This is a genomic window from Roseateles sp. FW301-B2 (genome assembly GCF_058788955.1).
The window spans coordinates 238,558-257,367 of the sequence record NZ_JBYTBE010000001.1; the positions used below are offsets into that span (position 1 = coordinate 238,558).

Below are 18,810 nucleotides of genomic sequence, written 5' to 3' on the forward strand. Positions count from 1 at the left end.
TCGATGAGGCACTTCGGCATCCGCGTCAACTTTGTTCAGTTCCTGCAGCAGCTGCTGCAGGTGCTGTTCGTTGGCATGACCCTCGGAATGATGCGCAACGTCGTGCCTGCACTGGCCGAATCCGAGTTCGGTGTGCCGCGTGGCTCGTTCATGCTTCTGGTAGCTTTCGTCGTGGCCTTCGGCTTTGTCAAGGGCGCGATGAACTTCATCGCCGGACGCATGGCCGAACGGATGGGTCGCAAGCGTGTTCTGCTGCTGGGATGGCTGGTCGCACTGCCCATCCCGCCGCTCGTTTACTTCGCGCCAAACTGGTCATGGGTGGTGTTCGCCACGGTCCTGCTCGGCATCAATCAGGGCCTGACGTGGTCGATGACGCAGACGGCCAAACTCGACTTCACTCGCGCGGACCAGCGAGGGCTGGTCATCGGTCTGAACGAGTTCTCCGGTTACGTTGGCGTGGCGTTGGCAGGCGTCATGACCGGCTACCTGGCTTCGACGCTAGGCCCTCGCCAAGGCTTGCTCTGGTTCGGTGCTGTCATCATCGGGCTGGCGACTCTGCTGGCATGGCTGTCCATCATTGAATCGCTCCCCTGGGCTCAGGATGAGGTCAAACGTCATGCCAGTTCCACGGCCCAAGCCCTGAGGCCTCGCTATCCGACGAACGTTGGCACTCAACCTTCGACCGGCGAGATGTTCGCCCTCATGAGTTGGCGCGACCGCCGTATGGCGGCGCTGTGCCAGGCCGGGCTGGTCGAGAAATTCGTCGATGCGTTGGTATGGGCCTTCTGGCCTGTGTACCTGCATCAGCGCGGCACGAGCCTGCCAGGCATTGGCTGGATTGTGGGCGTCTACGGCTTTACATGGGGAGCAGCGCAGTTCTTCACGGGGAAGCTGTCGGACCGACTTGGCCGACATCTGCTCAATTCGTGGGGAATGTGGATTTGCGGCGCCGGCGTAGCCCTGATGCCGTTGGGCGAAGGGGCGGCGTGGTGGAGCGTCGCGGCGGCCATCTCCGGTCTCGGAATGGCCATGCTCTATCCAAACCTCAGCGCTGCGGTCGCGGATATCGCCCATCCGAGTTGGCGCGCTTCGGCCATTGGCATCTATCGCTTCTGGCGTGACCTCGGCTACGGCATCGGTGCGCTGGGCCTTGGCGCTGCTGCAGCTCTCGGCGGACGACTGGAGAGCGCATTCTGGTTCGTGGCAGTGGCCATGCTGCTGTCTGGGGCTGCGCTCTATGTCTGGGGTGAGGAGACCCATCCTCGACTCAATCCTGCGGCTTGACGGCCCTTCCACCCCTCTGGAGCACAGATATGAAAGCTGCCCCCGTAAGCCTGGTACTTGTTGCACTCGCATTGCTCACACCAGTGGCCTACTCGGCGGACGCCCAGCGTCAAGCCGAAGTTGCCAAGCTCGGCGCCGATGTGATGCCTTTCAGCCTCAAGGCGACGACCCACATCTTCACGAAGACCGCCGATGGCGGAATCCAGCGGGTGGTCGCCCGGAGCGCATCGGACACACGGCAGGTCAAGCTCGTACGTGAGCACCTGCGTCAAATTCAGTCCCAGTTCCTGAAGGGCGACTTCTCGGGCCCGACCCATATCCATGGCACCGAGATGCCAGGACTTGCGGACCTCAAGGCGGCGAAGCCGGGACAGGTTGCCATCGACTACAAGGAAGTGGCCGCCGGCGCGGAGCTGACTTACCGCACCTCTGACCCAAAGCTGGTTACCGCATTGCACCGCTGGTTTGACGCACAACTGGCCGACCATGGCACCGATGCGATGGCCGGGCATCAGCACCATCACGACCACGACGCAATGATGAAGCAGTAGCTTCCAAGCCCTTGCCAAGGACGACCACACGTCGTTTTGCGCGAGCAATCCTGGCTGCATCACCGGTAAAGCGGTTAACGCCACACGAAATGCTTGGCCGGCATCGTCCGAGAGTCCCGGTGCCCGAAGCAAAGCTGCGCCGAGTTTGTGCGGCGAGCAACATGTGCCAGATACTTCGCCCAAAATTCAGCATTCCATCGCAATGCTGCAAGGCGCGGACGAATTTGTGGCCTGCAAGTTTAGACAGCGGTCGCCGGACACTCGATGCGGCGTGTCATGTTCGGCTCGGCCCGCAGAAGCTTCTTGCTTTGCGCTTCGACACGAATGCCCACCAGGATGTAGCGACGGTACAGGTCGTTCCTGTTTGCGCGGGTTGCCCACCGGCATGCTGGACGACCGTGACCAACGTTTTCTGATGCGCCCAATTTCCACCAATCACGCGCGAATTTACGCGTGATTGGTGGAAAGTTAATGGAGGCAACGACTTAGTAGCGTCCGGAAGGCTTTGCGTTTGAGTTCCGCCTGCGGGGCACTGGCGCCGTGGAGGTTTACACCTTGTATTTGTCACCGAACTGAGTGTGCTCGTCGGACATTGCCCGCAGCTTGACCGACACCCGAGGTGTCACGTACACAGGCCGTTTCAACGGGGAGTCCAGCTTGGTTGCCGGTAATTTGGTCCTGCGGACGTTCTATGTTGACAGGGACCTCGACGACGCCATTTGCGCCTGTGACGAGGGCTACCGCTTCCGCTTTGAGCTCTTTCGACGTTGGCTCGTCGCGGGAATGCGCTCGCCCGGCGATTGCGTCGAAAACGTCGCGCCTACTGCCAGCGGGCATCCGCCAGTCGTTCGCACAGTTTGGATTGATGCGCGGATAGATAGCCAGCTGCGAAGAGAAGCATTTCTCAGTGGCGACGCCAAGAATCTCATCGCGATGAAGTACCTACGTGTAGGCATGCAGGGTGCTCCGCAGTTGAAGCGCTTCGCCTCGGTCCAAGCCCTGGCGAACATGCCAAATGTCGGGAACGACGACGATTTTGAGCGTTCAAGCGGTTGAGCAACTGCTTGACGGCTGGGCCGCGCCTGTGTCGGCCGAAATTGCATCTAAGTTGTTGTCGCAAAACACTTTCCATCATGTACGCGCAAATTTGCGCGTACATGATGGAAAACCAACTGGGACAATGACTTAGCAGCGGTTTTGGGTGATTTGTCCGCTCGCGAAGTGCCCGCAGGGCAGTGACCCACGCGAGGCCGGATTACGGTGCGTTAAATCCGTAATTTCTGGCTGCAGTGGGGAAAACCGGGGCAGGCCTAGGCCCCCTCCGAAATCTGCGCCTTGCTGGTCGATTGAAAAGACATTAGGAATGTCTCCGCCGGAGGCTCCTCCCCCCCAGCCTCTCGCTTCCTTGCCTTGTATCCACGAGCGACAGCTTGGCTCAGCAACTCAATGTCGCTGGCCCAAATCTTGGGGCGAGCGAAAGGCGTTGCGACGAACTCGTCAACCAGGTCGCTCATGGCGAACCAACACATCTTCCAATCGAGCTCGCCGACCGTGTTCAATATCTTTGCAAGCTTGTCTTTATCAAAACGCTTGTTGGCCCTCGCCGCTGCTTTGTGCGCAGCGACATCGCGCTTGACGTCATCTATGAGCGCAAGCAGATTGGAGACCTTCTTGCTCAACGACAGCACCGGTTCTGTGGCAGCGGCCTGCGCCGCCGAAGCCTCACCAGGCTGCCGTTGGATGCCGAGCCCGGCCATCACTGCCGCTGCTAGCGCTGGGTCCGCCTTGAACTCGGCGATGAGGCGGTCAGCGAGCTTCTCCCGAAGCCGCGCCGGCCTTGCTTCGTCAAACGCCGCTTGATGGGCATCGCTCTTCAGCTTCTTCTCCGGCAGCTTGGCCTCGACCTGGGCGATTTCCTGGGCGGACAGGCCCTCCCTCGAAAAGGCCTGCCTGTCGCTGGCTGTCAATGTGCCGGTCCCGGCCGGCAGCGTGTGGTCGAGATACACAGGCACTCGAACTTTCTTGACCGTCGAACCTACCTTGACGTCGTGGAGCATTTTCTTGACCACATGAATGGGTCCTGGTCCGACGCCCGGCTGCAAGCGCTGATGTACCTCAATGTGCAGAGGCTTGCGGGCATTCGTAGAAGCGTTGGTGCTTGTCTTCGTGGAAGTCATTGATTCGTTCGGGTTGGTTGCAATGACTTCGTATAGCAACTGCCGTTTTATCCATCGCGTCGATGCCCGAGGGGCGACGTGGCGGTTGCTTCCACGGCGGCGCGGTACTGCAGCCTGATGCGCCTTGCAGGTGTGGCCGGGGTATCGACCTCGGGCCCCTTTGCCATCCGCTGGCGTTCAGAGAGATGAACTGCCGGCGATGCCGAATTGGCGGACGCCAAGACGGCTCTGTCGCCGCTTGCGGAAGCACGGGGCGACCAGCGCGGCCCTTCTCGAAGCGTTTGCCAGAGCCCCGGAGGGGTGGCCGCGGAAGCGTGCCAGGCCGGCGGCGAGCCGGACCGACGGAGCTGGGCGGTTAGCCCGGCTCCATGGGGACGACCCGGCGGCAGTGCCGACCGCCGAGTTCGCGGGACGTGAATGAGGCGGTCGGGGCTGGTAGCGCGGAGCGCTGACTCCCCGGCCGGGTCGTCCCCATAGGCGTGTCGCGGGTTCCGGCGGAACCAAGCACGCGTGTGGCCATCGACGGTGCACTCGCAGTGCCTATACGTCCGAAAGCGAGTGCTTTCGGAGACCAGATGACCAAAAAAACTTTAAACACAGCGCGGCCCCAGCGGGCCCAAACCCAGCAGCCCGAGCCAGAGGCCGCGGTAGCGGCCGACCACGTGAATCCGGTTGCAAACACTGATGTTGCGACTGAATCAGTGTCGCCGAGCAATCGCACACCGGACGACGATGCAACTACAGAAAATCGCAGCGCGCGGTTGCACGCTGCCACGCCGCGCAAGTGCAAAGTAGCTTCTGCAGCACCGCTTGCGAAATTCCGCGCCAAGGGCATCTCGACCTGGGACAGGGCGCAGGACTACGAGTGGGCTGCCACCTTTGCCGTGGGACATTTCGGGCTGATGAGCACCCGGCAGCTGGGCGAATGGGTCTTCAGGAAGCTCGCCACGACGGGGGCTCGACACCGTCAAGCCCAGGCCCTGACCCTGCGGCTATGCGCGCAAGCTCGTGCCGGAAGCCGCGCGCAGCGTCTGGCCACCGAAGGTCATCGACCGGTAACGCCCACGCTCGGCAGAAAGCGGGTGGGCAACTGCTTCTACTACTACCTCAACGCGGCAGGGCTGAGGTACATGAAGCTGAACTTCGACCTCTCGCTGCCGGACACTTCGAAGTCGCTGACCACGGCCAGCGACATGACCAAGCGCGCGTTGGTGTTCGAACACTGCCTTACGCTGCACCGGGCCAACCCGGACTTGACCTTCGTCGGCCCCGCAGCGCTGGCGGCCGACGTCAATCGCCGACGGAATATGGACCCGCTAGAGCGCGCTGTGCTGACTTGCCTTGCCAACCTCTGGTGCGCCGTCGATGCGGATGGCCGAGTGACCTACACCTACGCGGCCGACCGGCCCGGCTCGTCGAATGCAGCCAGCGTCGCCCACTACCGCCAGCTCGCCAAGGCGGCCTCGCTGCTGCTCGGTCGCTCCATCAACATTGAGGTGATAGGCCGTCGCATGCCAGCCGAGGAAAGTCTTGCGTTGACCGACACCCGCCTGGCGCGTGCCATCGTGAAAGCATCCGAGAAGGAGCTCTTTTGGACTACTGACGGGCACTACAAAGTGGAGAAGCTGGTCGCGTTCTTCGTCTCGCTCAAGGCCCATGCGGCACAGCTGCGCGCGTTGATGGAGCGCCATCGTGCTTGACCACATGCTGTCGCCGCTCATGCCGAATGCCCGGGAACTTCTTGAACTCGTTCAGCCCTGGCTCTTCGATGATGACTGCGCCGCCGACCTCGCGCTGCTGCAGGCAGTAGGGGTACTGGGCTCAATGCGCGAGTCCGAGCTTGCGCTCTTCTTTCGCGGCCGGCTGGACCCGGTCGCTGGGACGCAAGGCTATGCCGACGAGTTCGCCGTCGTGTACCCGGCCAGCAACGGCCAGGGGCTGGTGACGAGTAACAGCGCGGTGCATGCCACCCGGCGCCGGTTGCAACGACTGGTTGAACGGAAGTTGCTGGCAGTGGACACCGTCGCGCGTACGACCTCCGACCATCTGGCCGGCCGCTATTACTGGCTCACGCGCACCGGTGCGCGATACGTTCTCGATGCTGGGTATCGAGTCCGCGGGCGGCAGAACATCGACAACATGAGTCACGTCGGCTCCGTGCAGGACCAACACCGGCTGCTTGAGCAGCAGTACATCATCGCGCGCCGCCTCATGCAGCCTTCGCTGCGGGTCTGGGGTGAGTACGCTATCCGCTCCGGGCTGGCCAGGCAGCCGGTGCCGGCCGATGCGGGCACCAAGTTGGCCACGGTGCAGGAGCAACTCAGGGCGATGTCGGGCGAGCTCAGTCTGTCGCCCGACGAGCTTCGGCGGGCGGGCATCACCGGCGCACAGGTCGAGCGCAGGCATTTCACGCGCAGGCCTGATGCGCTTCTATTGGACGAGCAGCCCGAACGGAGCCGGTATCTGGAGGCTACCGGCCACCACCCCAAGTCGCGGCCGCCGCATGTGTTTGGTGACATCGAGTGGGTTGAAATCGAGGCCAGCAAGAAAGACAGCGTCACTCAGGCCAAATCGTTCAACGCCGTGTTCTATCTGGGCCGGATGCTCGACGCCACACTTGAGCGCGGCCTGGTCATGAAGGTCGCTCTGGTCACGCGCAACCATCCCCACACCGACCTGCGCGCCAAGTTGCTCGATGCTTATGAGCACTGGCGGGCGCGGGCCGACGTGCAGGCCATGCTTCAGAAGCATGCCAGACTCACGCCTGACTTTGACCTCGAACGGCTGGGCGAGCGGGTGTGGCTCGTCGAGCTGACGCAGGATGCGGAGCACCGCTTGACCGGAATACGAATGGAGTCCGTCGCATCCATCGCCACGCGGGAGCGGCGGCTGGGGCTCTGACCTAGTTGGGGCCAGCCGGCCAGGGCACTGCGGCAGCAAGATTTCAACGTTGAAAATGGCGCGGCCAGGACGGCGAAGCCCTGCCGGCACGCATCGCTATGCGAGCGTTAGCCCACAATCGGCGGCAAATTCTTGCAGGGACTGCGGTTGCCGGGCGCTGTATTTCCAGAATCCCTCGCAGATATCCACCAAGGCCAAGTTCTGCGTCAGCGTCAGCTTGGCGAGCTTTCGTACCAGCCCGCTCATCGGAGCGTCGTCGTCCAGACTGTCGATGCCGTAGGTGTCGGCCACTGCACCCGCCAAGGTCATGCCAACTTGCCAATTCCATGTGGGCGATGGCGTTGTGCTGAGAATGGTCCGCAGTTCTCGCTCGGTCAAATAGCCAGCAAGGTTCGCAAGTTCGGCGTCTACCAGTTCAGAGTAACGCCGAGCGGCGACTTTTGTGCTCGGCCCCAGGACGCGTTGACTGCACTGCGCCATGCTGCGCGGTAGCGATTGCTCCGAGGGCGCAGGTGAAAACCCTTCCGACTCGTTGGATGCGCTTGGGCATTCAACGCCGTGCTGTTGACTTGCGGCTGTTACGTGCGGTTGGTGTTCCATTTCATCGTTCCTTTCGTTGTTGAAGCCCTTGGGGCTGACGCCGATGGCGTCCACTTGGTCTAGGTAGTGGGCTTTAAACATCTCTGCCCCCGGGGACCCCTTCAGCGCACGCGTGGCCACGACGCGAGAACAGCCATGAGCGGTGCGATTTCAACGTTGAAACGTCTGGGCGGCCTTGAGGTCCTTGCCTTGTCGTTACCTACACAAGATGCCGCACGGAACTCCGTGCAGATTCAAGGAAACCACTTCAGAAGAGGAAAGACATGGCAATAGGAACTGACGGGCGTTTTTCGCCAAATGCGACCAAGGGCGCGCTCGAACTGTTCTCCACGACAGATATGGCTCGCTTGCTTCACAAGCTCGACTGCGGGCTGACGCGGGACCAGGTGGCATTGATGACCTCTGCCTACGAGCAGTTGTTCACACCGGCCACGGTTCGTCGCAGCCGCAATGGCTTGGTCCGAGAACGGCTGATGCGCAAGGTGCAGGAGATGTTTAAGTCCGTGCGGGAGGTGCAGCCCGTGGCGGCGGCCTGCGCTGTGGTCTACGACCAGGTGCTCGACGTACGGGACGGAGATTGGGCGGGGCTTTATGTCCGGCTGGCCGTCGCGCTCGGCATGGACCCCGAAGCAGCCGAATGTGCTCACGCGGTGGTTCAGCTACGGCGCGAGCAAGGTAAGCGGGGTGAAGACGCCAGGTTCGCCGCCGACCAGTTCACCGAGATGTGGTCCAAGTCAGATGGCGCCGCATTGGACGACGCCCGCGAGGTCGAGAGCATCCTGCGCGATGTCACGAAGACATGCATGGCCGTCGCCCAGAAAGGGACCCTTGAAGGATTCAAGGCAACCGATGAGGGGTTGCGGCGGGAGGCCGCGAAGCTCAGCGGGCGCCAGTGGTCGAACCGGTCAGCGGGTCGACGGAAGGATGCGCATTTCGCTCAACACTAATTCCAAGCCCCTTCGGGGGCTTTCCAATTGGCGGCGGGTGAGAGAAGAACTCTCGGGGCTTGACCTCAACTGTGCTTGAGGGTGCCGTCATTCCTGCGCTTCTGGCCCACCTGCGCCGGATTTTGGTGTTGGTGCGGGCGGCCGCCGTGCAGATAGGTGGGGTTGTACCGGCGCCGAAAATCACTCGTCGTCGTCGTCGGGCATGTCATCCAGTTGAAGCTTCTCCGGGTCGATGCCACGGTACTTGAGTGCTGCGGCAGTGGCATCGGTCATGGGCAGCATCCCTGCAATCTCCAGGATGGCATTGCAGACTGTCTCGCTTGCGTGCCGCAGTTCTTCGATAGCGCGCTGCTGGTAGCCCACCGTGATACCGATTTCAGGACGCTCCGGGATGGCCCATTTGTGGGTCAACAATGCGCCAGCGATGACAAGGTGGCCGGGGTAGACGATGTCGCAGACGGTGCCAAACGTGCGACGCAAGTCGTGCGATATGAGAACCTCATCCAGTCCCTCCGACGCATTCTCCAGACTGCCACGGACGTCCACCCGGTGTTCCTGCTTGCCATGCCTAGGCGGAAACAGCCAATCCTGTTCCTCTGGCAGTGACGCAGCACGCGCCTTGAGAATGCCGAACAGCTGGGAGTTGAGCGGGTAGCGGCCGTGCCAGCCCTTCCAGCCAGGTTCACCCGCTGGTACGTGGATGATGCCCTCCTCGAGGTCAAGGATGCTCCGCCGCAGACGCATGCCAGCGCTCTTTCGCAAGCCCCCGAGTGTGTACGCCAGCAGCAAATCCCGGCTCGCAGGGTCACGCAGCGCATAGATGTTTGTCATCAGCCGCTGCAGTTCAACTGCTCTCGCATGTTTGGTGCGTTTGGGCGGCGGTTGGAACAAGCGCTGCTTCCGCACCTTTTCGATGGGATTGCGCGTCAGGCCCGGCAGTTCCAGGCCGTCGTAGTAGTTATATATGCCCGACACGATGGCCATGGCTTCCATCGCTCGTGATTTCGACTTGCCGGCAATGCTTGATAGCAATCCCGTCCATTTTTGGACCGACGTGCTCAAAAGCGGCCAATCCGCAGCGGCCATCAAGTGCGTGTTGAATGTCTTGCGATAGCTTTCTACCGTGCGGCTAGCCAGCGGCCCCCCGCGTTTGGTGCGGCGCATGCGCAGGAACTCCTCGAAGCCCTCTTCAAGCGTCAGCGGCTTTGCCTTGGCTGCCGCACGTTCTGCTGCTTTCTGTGCGGCGTAGATGGGGTCTTTCTGTTCGGCAAGCCACTCCCGGGCTGCTTCGTGCGCCTGGTCTAGGTCAAGGATGCGTACGCCATCAGCAAGAACACCACCCTCAGGCTGCACCCGTCCCAACGTCTTCGAGGCCTCTTTGCGTGCGCCGCCCACGCTCTCGCTGTACCGGCACCACCAGACACACTTGCTTTTGGGGGAGACACGGATGCCGAAGTTGGGCATCCCAGGGTCAATGTGCGGTCCGGTCTTCTTGAGAAGCGGCCAGACTTGTGTCATCGTTGACCAGGGTTTGTTCGGGCGGCGGGCTGGCATGCGTGCTTCGTTCCGAGCGGGCTTTAAATTTCCCGCAATTTTCCCGCATTTTTTATGGAAAGTGGTTCGTGGCACAGTTCACGAACAAGATGCGGTACAGTCCGTTCCCAGGGAAAATCATCTTTGGCAGCGCGTAGTTAGCGCATTTTCGGGGCCAGGCGGAGCTCTAACGCAGCGGACTTAAAATCCGCCGCCTCGTGAGGGGCGTACGGGTTCGATTCCCGTCCTGGGCACCATGCTTGGCTCAGATGCTCGCGCGTTGCGCTGGGAAGTCTCCACCGAGGGCCAGACGCCCCAGGCGCTGCAAGGGTGCGAGCTCGCCGGTGGTGCTGAGTGCGATGTCAGGTTCGGCGCTGCCGCTGGGCAGGCTGGCACCGTCCCATAGACGCTTGGCCTGCTTGGCCACGGCCGCTTCGATGTTCAGCAGTCTGACCTGCGGCCCCAGCGCGGCCTGGATCGCGGGCTGCACAAAGGGATAGTGCGTGCAGCCCAGCAAGACCGTGTCCACCCGGGCCTCGCGCAGCGGTGCGCAATAGCGTTCGATCAGAGCGAGCAGTTCCGGGCGCTCCAGTTGTCCCGTCTCGATCTGGTCGACAAGCCCGGGGCAGGGCTGGCTGAACACCAGTACCTCGCCGGCATGGCTCTGCAACAAGGCCTGGTAGCGGCCGCTGGCCAGGGTTGCGACCGTGGCCAGCACGCCCACCCGGCCGTTGGTCGTGGCCGCAACGGCGGGTTTGATGCCGGGCTCGATGGCGACGATGGGTATCTGCGGCCAGCGCGCGCGCAGGGCCTCCACGGCGTGTACGGTGGCGGTGTTGCACGCCACCACCAGCATCTGCGCGCCCAGGCTCAGCAAGTGTCCGGCCACGGCCAAGCTGCGGTCGATGATGTAGTCGGCGCCGCGCCCGCCATAGGGCGCGTAGCCCGAGTCGGCCACATAGCGCAGCGCCACGCCCGGCAGGGCGGCATGCACGGCCTTCAGCACGGTAAGGCCGCCGAGGCCCGAATCAAAGACGCCGATGAAGGGCGTGTTGGTTTTGCTCATCAGGGGGCGCAGTCTAAAACGAAGCCACGCAAGGGCTGAACTCGTCTCTAAAATAGCACGATCGTTCGTTTTATTTGCGGCTCAGACATCTGGATGACTCGGGCGGACGCTCAGACCCCCGTAGAATCCTGATTAACGTTAACGTCAATTCGCCTTGGAGTGCTGAGATGAAGGTATTGGTTCCCGTCAAACGAGTCGTCGACTACAACGTCAAGGTGCGCGTCAAGAGCGACGGCACCGGCGTGGATATCGCCAACGTCAAGATGTCCATGAACCCCTTTGACGAAATTGCCGTCGAAGAGGCCGTGCGCCTGAAGGAAAAGGGCGTGGTCACCGAGGTGATCGCCGTCTCCTGCGGTGTCACCCAATGCCAGGAAACCCTGCGCACCGCGATGGCCATCGGCGCCGATCGCGCCATCCTGGTCGAGACCGATGCCGAGCTGCAGCCCCTGGCAGTGGCCAAGATCCTCAAGGCCCTGGTCGACAAGGAGCAGCCCCAGCTGGTGATCCTGGGCAAACAGGCCATCGATGACGACTGCAACCAGACCGGCCAGATGCTGGCCGCGCTGACCGGCATGCCCCAGGGCACCTTCGCCTCCAAGGTGGAAGTGGCCGACGGCAAGGTGGCCGTGACCCGCGAGGTGGACGGCGGCCTGGAAACGGTGAGCCTGACGCTGCCGGCCGTGGTGACCAGCGACCTGCGCCTGAACGAGCCGCGTTATGTCACGCTGCCCAACATCATGAAGGCCAAGAAGAAGCAGCTCGACGTGGTCAAGCCCGCCGATCTGGGTGTGGACGTGGCGCCGCGCATCAAGACCCTCAAGGTCGAAGAGCCGCCCAAGCGCAGCGCCGGCATCAAGGTGCCGGATGTGGCGACCCTGGTGAACAAGTTGAAGAATGAAGCGAAGGTGATCTGAGATGACTGCTCTGGTAATTGCTGAACACGACAACGCCCACATCAAGGGCGCCACGCTCAACACCGTGACCGCCGCGCTGGCCACGGGCGCCGAGGTGCATGTGCTGGTGGCCGGCCACAACGCCGCCTCCGCCGCCGCCGCTGCCGCGCAGATCGCGGGCGTCGCCAAGGTGCTGCACGCCGACGCCGCGCATCTGGCCGATGGCCTGGCCGAGAACCTGGCCGCGCAAGTGCTGGCCGTGGCTGCCGGCCACAGCCACATCCTGTTCCCCGCCACCGCCTCGGGCAAGAACGTGGCGCCGCGCGTCGCTGCCTTGCTGGACGTGGCGCAACTCAGCGACGTGACCAAGGTCATCAGCGCCGACACCTTCGAGCGCCCGATCTACGCCGGCAACGCCATCGCCACCGTGCAATCCGCTGACGCCATCAAGGTGCTGACGGTGCGCACCACCGGCTTTGACGCCGCCGCCGCCAGCGGTGGCAGCGCCGCCGTCGAAACGGTTGCCGCTGCCGCCGACAGCGGCAAGAGCACGTTCGTCGGCCGCGAGGTCACCAAGAGCGATCGCCCCGAGCTGACCGCCGCCAAGATCATCGTCTCCGGCGGCCGTGCCCTGGGTTCCAGCGACAAGTTCAATGAAGTGCTGACCCCCTTGGCCGACAAGCTGGGTGCCGCCCTGGGCGCCTCGCGCGCCGCAGTGGATGCCGGCTATGCGCCCAACGACTGGCAAGTCGGCCAGACCGGCAAGATCGTCGCGCCCCAGCTCTACATCGCCTGCGGCATCAGCGGCGCGATCCAGCATCTGGCCGGCATGAAGGACTCCAAGGTGATCGTCGCGATCAACAAGGATGCCGAGGCACCGATCTTCTCGGTGGCCGACTATGGGCTCGAGGCCGACCTGTTCACGGCCGTGCCCGAACTCGTCGCCGCGCTCTGATTCCCGCCTATTGATCAGCCTGCAGGGCGCCCGACTTCACGGTCGCGGCGCCCTTCGTTTCTCTGGAGACAAGACAATGACTTACCGCGCCCCCGTCAAGGACATGCTCTTCAACATGAAGGAGCTGGCCGGCCTGGAGTCCCTCACCGCCATTCCCCAGTTCGCCGACTACGGTATCGATACCGCCCAGGCGGTGCTGGAAGAATGCGCCAAACTCAACGAGGACGTGATCGCCCCGCTGAACTTCGAAGGCGACAAGAACCCCAGCTACTGGAAGGACGGCCAGGTGTTCACCACGCCCGGCTTCAAGGAGGCCTTCAAGCAGTTCGCCGAGGGCGGCTGGCAGGGCCTGCAGCACCCGCCCGAGTTCGGCGGCCAGGGCCTGCCCAAGACGATTGGCGCGGCCTGCGGCGAAATGATCAACAGCGCGAACATGAGCTTTGCGCTCTGCCCGCTGCTGACCGATGGCGCCATCGAGGCCTTGCTGACGGCAGGCAGCGACGAACAGCGCGCCACCTACATCCCCAAGCTGATCGATGGCAGCTGGACCGGCACCATGAATCTGACCGAGCCGCAGGCGGGGTCAGATCTTGCGCTGGTGCGCACGCGCGCCGAGCCGCAGCCCGATGGCAGCTACAAGATCTTCGGCACCAAGATCTTCATCACCTATGGCGAGCACGATATGTCCGAGAACATCGTGCATCTGGTGCTGGCCCGCGTGCAGGGCGCGCCCGAGGGTGTGAAGGGCATCAGCCTCTTCATCGTGCCCAAGTTCATGGTGAACGCCGACGGCTCGCTGGGCGCGCGCAATGACGCGCACTGCGTCTCCATCGAGCACAAGATGGGCATCAAGGCCAGCCCCACCGCGGTGCTGCAGTTTGGCGACCATGGCGGCGCCATCGGCTATCTGGTGGGCCAGGAGAACCGCGGCCTCGAGTACATGTTCATCATGATGAACGCGGCCCGCTTCGGCGTCGGCGTGCAGGGCATCGCGGTGGCCGAGCGGGCCTACCAGAAGGCGGTGAGCTATGCGCGCGACCGCGTGCAGTCGCGCCCGGTGGACGGTTCGGTGGCCGGCAGTGCCGCCATCATCCACCACCCCGACGTGCGCCGCATGCTGATGACGATGCGCTCGCTCACCGAGGGCTGCCGTGCGATGAGCCTGGTGGCCGCAGCCGCCTACGATGCCGCGCACCACCATCCGGACGCCGAGACGCGCAAGCAGAACCAGGCCTTCTACGAGTTCATGGTGCCGCTGGTGAAGGGCTACAGCACCGAGATGAGCCTGGAGGTCACCGACCTGGGCGTGCAGGTGCATGGCGGCATGGGTTTCATCGAGGAGACCGGCGCGGCCCAGTACTACCGCGATGCCAAGATCCTCACCATCTACGAGGGCACCACCGCCATCCAGGCGAACGATCTGGTGGGTCGCAAGACCCTGCGCGATGGCGGGCAGATGGTCAAGGCGGTGGCCGCGCAAATCGCCGCCACCGAGGCCGAACTGGCCAAGCGCTCGAGCGCCGCGGCCGCGGCGATGTGCAAGCGCCTGGCACAGGGGCGCGAGGCGCTGGTGGCCTCGGCCGAATTCATCGCCGGCCAGGGCAAGGCCAGCATGAATGCGGCCTTCGCCGGCTCGGTGCCCTATCTGATGCTGGCGGGCAATGTGGTGGCCGGCTGGCAGCTGGCGCGTGCGCTCATGGTGGCCGAAGACAAGCTCGCTGCTGGCGAGGACAGCGCCTTCATGACGGCCAAGATCGCCACCGCGCGCTTCTATGCCGAGCACATTCTCACGCGTGCCGGCGGCCTGCGCGATGCCATCGTGGAGGGCGCCGACAGCGTCACCGCGCTGGCACTGGACTCGTTCTGAGCGGAGGCGCCAAGACATGAGCGTGTTGCCTCCCGTGCTGCAAAACCTGCCCCTGCCCATCATCGGTTCGCCGCTCTTCATCATCAGCAACCCCAAGCTGGTGATCGCGCAGTGCAAGGCCGGTGTGGTGGGGTCGATGCCCGCCCTGAACGCGCGCCCGGCCGAAGTGCTGGACGAGTGGCTCAACGAGATCACCACCGAGCTGGCGGCCTACAACAAGGCCAATCCCGACAAGCCGGCCGCGCCCTTTGCGATCAACCAGATCGTGCACAAGAGCAATGACCGGCTGGAGCACGACATGGCGCTGTGCGCCAAGTACAAGGTGCCCATCATCATCACCTCGCTGGGTGCGCGCGAGGACGTCAATGCGGCCGTGCATGCCTGGGGTGGCGTGGTGCTGCACGACATCATCAACAACAAGTTCGCCAAGAAGGCGATCGAGAAGGGCGCCGATGGCCTGATCGCGGTGGCGGCCGGTGCCGGCGGCCATGCGGGGGTGAAGAGCCCCTTCGCCCTGATCCAGGAAATCCGTGCCTGGTTCGACGGCCCGGTGGCGCTCTCGGGCTCCATCGCGAGTGGCGATGCGGTGCTGGCCGCCCAGGCCATGGGCGCCGACTTCGCCTACATCGGCTCGGCCTTCATCGCCACCGAGGAGGCGCGCGCGGCCGAGGCCTACAAGCAGATGATCGTGCAGAGCAGCAGCGACGACATCGTCTACAGCAACCTCTTCACCGGCGTGCACGGCAACTATCTGCGCGGCTCCATCGTCAATGCCGGCATGGACCCAGATGCCTTGCCGGAGTCGGACCCCAGCAAGATGAACTTCGGCGGTGATGCCAAGAAAGCCTGGAAGGACATCTGGGGTTGCGGCCAGGGCATCGGCGCGATCAACGAGGTGGTGCCGGCCCGCGTGCTGGTGGAGCGCCTGGGCAGGGAGTACCAGGCGGCCCGCCAGCGCCTGGCTATTTGATATTGGTGAAGCGAGCCTCTGGCCGGTCGTCCGACCGGTGCAGGGTCTCGACGTTCGCCTTCATCGCCCAGGGGCGCATCTGGTGGTGCAGGGGGATGAAGAAATGCTCGTCGCGCACGCGCAGCAAGGCCTCGCGGATCATGGCGTTGCGTTTGGGCACGTCGGTCTCGGTCTTCATCGCGTCGATCAGCTGGTCCAGCTTGGCGTCGCTGAGCTTGGCGAAGTTGAAGTTGCCGTCGGCGCCCGTGGTCTTGGTGTGCGCGATGGCCTGCAGCGTGAACTGCGCGTCATAGGTCGCCACGCCCCAGCCCAGCATGTAGAGCGGCGCCTCGAAGCGCTGGAACGTCAGGCTGTGCTGGGCCATCGGGGCCGCCAGCAGATTCGCCTTCACGCCCACGCGCGCCCACATCGCCGCCACCGCCTGGCAGATCTCCTCATCGTTGACGTAGCGGTTGTTGGGGCAGTTCAGTTGCAGCTCCATGCCTGAGCCATAGCCGGCCTCGGCCAGCAGCTTCTTGGCGCGCTCGACATCGTGCTTGAGCGGCACGTCGATATCCGGCGTGTTGCCGTTCACGCCCGGCGCCACCATGATGCCGGCCGGAATCGACAGCCCGCGCATGGTGGCGCGCTTGATCGCCTCGCGGTCCACCGCCAGGCTCAGCGCCTCGCGCACGCGCTTGTCCTTGAAGGGGTTCTTGCCCTTGATGTTCGAGCCCTTGAGCTCATCGCTGCCCTGGTCCATGGCCAGGAAGATGGTGCGCACCTCGGGCCCCTCGACGACCTTGAGCTTGGGGTCGGCCTTGAGTCGTGCCACGTCCTGCGTCGGCAGGTCGGTGAGCAGGTCCACATCCCCCGACAGCAGGGCGGCCACGCGGGTGGGGTCGGACTTGATGGGCAGGTAGCTCAGCTCGGTGATGTTGCTGGCGCGCTTGGCGTCCCACCAGTCGGGGTTGGCCAGCATGCTGATCTTCTGATCCGGCTGCCAGGCCGTGATCTTGTAAGGCCCCGTGCCCATCACATTGCGCGAGGCGTAGTTGTCTTCCTTGGCCTTGTAGTCCTGCACATTGGTGGACTTGTTCTTCTCGGCCCAGGCCTTGCTCATGATGCGGAAGTCGACGATGTTGCGCAGCAGGATGGGGTTGGGGCCTTCGAGCATCAGGTCCACGGTGTAGTCGTCGACCTTCCTGATCTCCTTGATGCCGGCCACGTAGATCTGCATGGTGCCCTGGGGCTGGCGGATGCGGCCGAAGGTGAACACCACGTCATCGGCCGTGAACGGCGTGCCGTCATGGAACTTGACGCCGCGGCGCAGCTCGAAGCGCACCTGGGTGGGCGAGATGTAGCTCCACTTGGTGGCCAGTGCCGGTTCCACCTCATGGTTGGCGTTGTAGCGCGTCAGACCCTCGTAGGCATGCATCAGCACGGCCAGGGTGGTGGCATGGTTCTGCGAATGCGGGTCCAGCGTGAGGATGTCGTTCTGCGCGGCCCAGCGCAGGCTGGCGGCGGGGCTGAGCGTGGCCCAGCTCAGGGCCAGGGACAGGGCCGCGAGTCTGAGGGGCTTGCTAATCATGTGGGTTGCTCCGGGGTGGCGGTGCGACCCATGCTAGCGGCGGGCCGCTGGCCGCCTACCTATGGCTTGCCCGGGTGCTCGGGCCCCGCGGGCTCGATCTCGGCGTCGCAGCCGATGCCGGCGGCGATCATGCGGCGGCACCAGGCGCGCAGGCCGCGCTCGAGCAGGCGGCGCGGGCGTCCGCCCGGAAACCGGGCCAGGCCCAGCTGCACGAGCGGGGCTTCCAGCATGCCGCAGCGGTATTGCTTGAGCGCAGCGGACCATTGCAGCGCCTTGCAGGCCCCGTGGCGGCGCCGGCTCACCAGCACGCCCACGGGGCAGGGCTCGGCCAGGCAGCAGATGCCGCAGCCGTTGCAGGGTTCACCCAGCGCCGGCTTGGGCGGCGCGGCGGCCTCGATATGGATGATGCGATGCTGCACGCCGCCCATGCTGCTTGGGGTCAGGTCTTGACGCCCAACTCGCGCAGCCGCTCCTCCAGATAGCTGTGCGCGGTGTAGCGCTCCGACAGCACCACGTCGTTGCGCGGGTGCAGGAACAGCGGCAGCGAGACACGGCTCTTGGTGGCGCCTTCGCCCGTGGGGTTGACCACGCGATGCTGGGTGGAGGGGTAATAGCCCTGCGAGGCCTCCTGCAGCATGTCGCCGATGTTGATGATGAGCATGCCGAAATCGCAGGGCACGTCCACCCAGTTGCCGTTCATGTCCTGCACCTGCAGGCCGGGTTCGTTGGCGGCCGGCAGGATGGTCAGCAGATTGATGTCGCCATGGGCCGCGGCGCGCAGCGAGCCGGCGGGCTCCTGGCCGGTGAGGGGCGGGTAGCGCAGCACGCGCAGCAGGGTGTGGGTGCTGTCCTTGATCATGTTGGAGAGCGGCTCGCTGTAGCTCTTGGCGATCTCCGGCGGCGTGTGGCGCTCGACCCAGGACAGCAGCTCGGCCGCCAGGCCGTTCGCCACCTCGTAGTAACGCATCGCGTCGGCGCGCAGGCGCTCGGGAATGCGACCCCAGGGATAGATGTGGAAGTACTCCTTGATGTCCTTCTGCGTCGCGCCCTTGGCGGTCTCGGAGATGGCGGTGGAGAAGTAGCCGTCCTGGGTCTCCTTGGAGAACGCGAAGCCATGCTTGTCCTCGCCGTTGAAGAAGGCTAGCCAGTCGGCGTAGATCTTCTCCACCAGGGCCTGCGGTATCGGGTGGTTGACCAGCACACCGAAGCCGGTTTCGTGCAGGGAGCGGGTGAATTGCTCGGCCGCATCCGCGGCACGGTAATCGACGACTCGAACTTGCATGGGATCTCCTGATCTGTCCCGTCGCGCAGCCATTCAATCGCGGGGCTGGCGCGGGCGGAAGTTTACCAACGCGTAAGAAATTTGAGCCCAATGGCGGGCCGGCTGCGGGAAAGTGCGGATACCCGACAGCTTGGCCGGTCTGCCAATTTGTGCTTTGGTCGGGTATGACAGGAGTGCTACAGTCCGACCCTTGAGACTTGAGGTCCTTCCC

General features: G+C 63.8%; 17 protein-coding genes and 1 tRNA gene. 11 read left to right on the top strand and 7 right to left on the bottom strand.

The genetic code is table 11. The features are described 5' to 3' along the window. Positions 1-3 precede the first annotated feature (3 nt). The 3 genes from AC3WQY_RS01010 (at position 4) to AC3WQY_RS01020 (ending at position 2,891) form a co-directional block, all read left to right on the top strand. Positions 4-1,284: an MFS transporter gene (locus AC3WQY_RS01010; RefSeq protein WP_492705074.1), complete on the top strand. Its 1,281-nt coding sequence runs from the start codon at positions 4-6 to the stop codon at positions 1,282-1,284. 29 nt (positions 1,285-1,313) lie between these two features. Continuing rightward, positions 1,314-1,835, top strand: coding sequence for an aspartate carbamoyltransferase (locus AC3WQY_RS01015; RefSeq protein ID WP_492705076.1), 522 nt, complete (start codon positions 1,314-1,316; stop codon positions 1,833-1,835). 657 nt (positions 1,836-2,492) lie between these two features. Continuing rightward, positions 2,493-2,891: a hypothetical protein gene (locus AC3WQY_RS01020; RefSeq protein WP_492705078.1), complete on the top strand. Its 399-nt coding sequence runs from the start codon at positions 2,493-2,495 to the stop codon at positions 2,889-2,891. Between the two features lie 254 nt (positions 2,892-3,145). Here AC3WQY_RS01020 and AC3WQY_RS01025 read toward each other — a convergent pair whose 3' ends face one another. After that, positions 3,146-4,012 carry a hypothetical protein gene (locus AC3WQY_RS01025; RefSeq protein WP_492705080.1) on the bottom strand — a complete coding sequence of 289 codons (867 nt, stop codon included), beginning with the start codon at positions 4,010-4,012 and terminating at the stop codon, positions 3,146-3,148. Between the two features lie 575 nt (positions 4,013-4,587). Here AC3WQY_RS01025 and AC3WQY_RS01030 point away from each other — a divergent pair. Both AC3WQY_RS01030 and AC3WQY_RS01035 read left to right on the top strand, forming a co-directional pair. Then, on the top strand, positions 4,588-5,712 hold the full coding sequence (locus AC3WQY_RS01030) for a hypothetical protein (RefSeq protein ID WP_492705082.1): 1,125 nt from the start codon (positions 4,588-4,590) through the stop codon (positions 5,710-5,712). After that, positions 5,705-6,913: a hypothetical protein gene (locus AC3WQY_RS01035; RefSeq protein WP_492705084.1), complete on the top strand. Its 1,209-nt coding sequence runs from the start codon at positions 5,705-5,707 to the stop codon at positions 6,911-6,913. The genes AC3WQY_RS01030 and AC3WQY_RS01035 overlap by 8 nt, the downstream gene beginning before the upstream one ends. Positions 6,914-7,009: 96 nt before the next feature. Here the strand turns inward: AC3WQY_RS01035 and AC3WQY_RS01040 are convergent, their stop codons facing one another. Beyond that, entirely contained in the window at positions 7,010-7,594 is a 585-nt protein-coding gene (locus AC3WQY_RS01040; RefSeq protein WP_492705086.1) for a hypothetical protein, read from the bottom strand. 182 nt (positions 7,595-7,776) lie between these two features. Here AC3WQY_RS01040 and AC3WQY_RS01045 point away from each other — a divergent pair, with 182 nt between their 5' ends. Then, a complete protein-coding gene (locus AC3WQY_RS01045) occupies positions 7,777-8,460 on the top strand; it encodes a hypothetical protein (RefSeq protein WP_492705088.1) in 684 nt (227 codons plus the stop codon). 180 nt (positions 8,461-8,640) lie between these two features. On the opposite strand, the gene AC3WQY_RS01050 is transcribed toward AC3WQY_RS01045, so the two are convergent. Further along, entirely contained in the window at positions 8,641-9,978 is a 1,338-nt protein-coding gene (locus AC3WQY_RS01050) for a tyrosine-type recombinase/integrase (RefSeq protein WP_492705090.1), read from the bottom strand. A gap of 189 nt (positions 9,979-10,167) precedes the next feature. Here AC3WQY_RS01050 and AC3WQY_RS01055 point away from each other — a divergent pair. Continuing rightward, a tRNA-Leu gene (locus tag AC3WQY_RS01055) sits at positions 10,168-10,250 on the top strand. An 8-nt stretch (positions 10,251-10,258) separates the two neighbouring features. Here AC3WQY_RS01055 and murI read toward each other — a convergent pair. Next, complete coding sequence (murI, locus tag AC3WQY_RS01060) at positions 10,259-11,059, bottom strand: glutamate racemase (RefSeq protein WP_492705092.1); 801 nt, start codon at positions 11,057-11,059, stop codon at positions 10,259-10,261. Positions 11,060-11,226: 167 nt separating this feature from the next. On the opposite strand from murI, the gene AC3WQY_RS01065 reads away from it, so the two are divergent. The 4 genes from AC3WQY_RS01065 to AC3WQY_RS01080 all read left to right on the top strand — a co-directional run bounded on the left by AC3WQY_RS01065 (position 11,227) and on the right by AC3WQY_RS01080 (position 15,747). Further along, positions 11,227-11,976: an electron transfer flavoprotein subunit beta/FixA family protein gene (locus AC3WQY_RS01065; RefSeq protein WP_285232938.1), complete on the top strand. Its 750-nt coding sequence runs from the start codon at positions 11,227-11,229 to the stop codon at positions 11,974-11,976. A gap of 1 nt (position 11,977) precedes the next feature. Further along, positions 11,978-12,910, top strand: a complete 933-nt coding sequence (locus AC3WQY_RS01070) for an electron transfer flavoprotein subunit alpha/FixB family protein (RefSeq protein WP_492705094.1) — start codon at positions 11,978-11,980, stop codon at positions 12,908-12,910. A 76-nt stretch (positions 12,911-12,986) separates the two neighbouring features. Beyond that, positions 12,987-14,777: an acyl-CoA dehydrogenase gene (locus tag AC3WQY_RS01075; protein WP_492705096.1), complete on the top strand. Its 1,791-nt coding sequence runs from the start codon at positions 12,987-12,989 to the stop codon at positions 14,775-14,777. A 16-nt stretch (positions 14,778-14,793) separates the two neighbouring features. After that, a complete protein-coding gene (locus AC3WQY_RS01080) occupies positions 14,794-15,747 on the top strand; it encodes an NAD(P)H-dependent flavin oxidoreductase (RefSeq protein ID WP_285232935.1) in 954 nt (317 codons plus the stop codon). Here AC3WQY_RS01080 and AC3WQY_RS01085 read toward each other — a convergent pair. The 3 genes from AC3WQY_RS01085 to AC3WQY_RS01095 are packed head-to-tail and all read right to left on the bottom strand — an operon-like array spanning position 15,740 to position 18,599. Continuing rightward, the gene (locus AC3WQY_RS01085; protein WP_492705098.1) at positions 15,740-17,317 is read right to left on the bottom strand and encodes an ABC transporter substrate-binding protein; all 1,578 of its coding nucleotides are present in this window, start codon (positions 17,315-17,317) and stop codon (positions 15,740-15,742) included. The genes AC3WQY_RS01080 and AC3WQY_RS01085 overlap by 8 nt on opposite strands. A gap of 59 nt (positions 17,318-17,376) precedes the next feature. Further along, complete coding sequence (locus AC3WQY_RS01090; protein WP_492705100.1) at positions 17,377-17,745, bottom strand: hypothetical protein; 369 nt, start codon at positions 17,743-17,745, stop codon at positions 17,377-17,379. 11 nt (positions 17,746-17,756) lie between these two features. Continuing rightward, positions 17,757-18,599, bottom strand: a complete 843-nt coding sequence (locus AC3WQY_RS01095; protein WP_492705102.1) for an isopenicillin N synthase family dioxygenase — start codon at positions 18,597-18,599, stop codon at positions 17,757-17,759. Between the last annotated feature and the right edge of the window lie 211 nt (positions 18,600-18,810).